The 665-nt window shown below is 61.4% G+C and carries 1 protein-coding gene; it reads right to left on the reverse strand.

Going from position 1 to position 665, the window contains the following annotated elements; translation table 11 throughout:
* Positions 1 to 129: 129 nt before the first annotated feature.
* On the reverse strand, positions 130 to 665 hold a 536-nt coding region (locus VQ045_RS21845), incomplete at its 5' end, for an IS5 family transposase (RefSeq protein ID WP_331831628.1).

Raw genomic sequence — 665 nt, forward strand, 5'->3', positions numbered from 1 at the left:
CGGCATCGCCACGATGCCGCTCGACAAGGCTCTCGACTATATCGCCGCCGAGCCGGATTTCTGGATCCACGCTTGAGCGAAAACCCGCTCAAAATGGCCAAAGTCGAGCTAAGAGCCTGATTCAAAAGTTCAGCAATATATCCAATATCTTGCGATGCGCCTCGTGAGCATTCGGATGCTGGCGATGAGCGTCCAGGCCGTTGCGCTTTCGATTGATCGCTCCCAATCCTTGGCGAGACGGCGGCATCGGCCGAGCCAGGCGAAGGTCCGCTCTACCACCCAGCGGCGCGGCAGAACCTCGAAACCCTTGGCCGTGTCCGATCGCTTGATGCTCTCGATCGTCCAGTCGCCGTGTCCGCGCAGCGAGCGCTTCAGCTTGTCGCCGGCATAGCCGCCATCGGCGAAGATGTGGCGCAGCCACGGAAAGCGATAGCGCAGCGACTTCAGCACCGTCGTGGCGCCGTCACGGTCCTGGATGCCGGCGGAATGAATGACGACCGTCAGCATCAGACCGAGCGTGTCGGTCGCGATGTGGCGCTTGCGTCCCTTGATCTTCTTTCCCGCGTCATACCCGCAAACGCCACCGCTTTCGGTGGTTTTGACACTCTGGCTATCGATCACGCCCGCTGTCGGACTGGCCTCACGCTCTTCCAGTTCGCGAGCGC

The sequence above is a fragment of the Aurantimonas sp. E1-2-R+4 genome (assembly GCF_036549515.1).
GTDB classification, from domain to species: domain Bacteria; phylum Pseudomonadota; class Alphaproteobacteria; order Rhizobiales; family Rhizobiaceae; genus Aurantimonas; species Aurantimonas coralicida_A.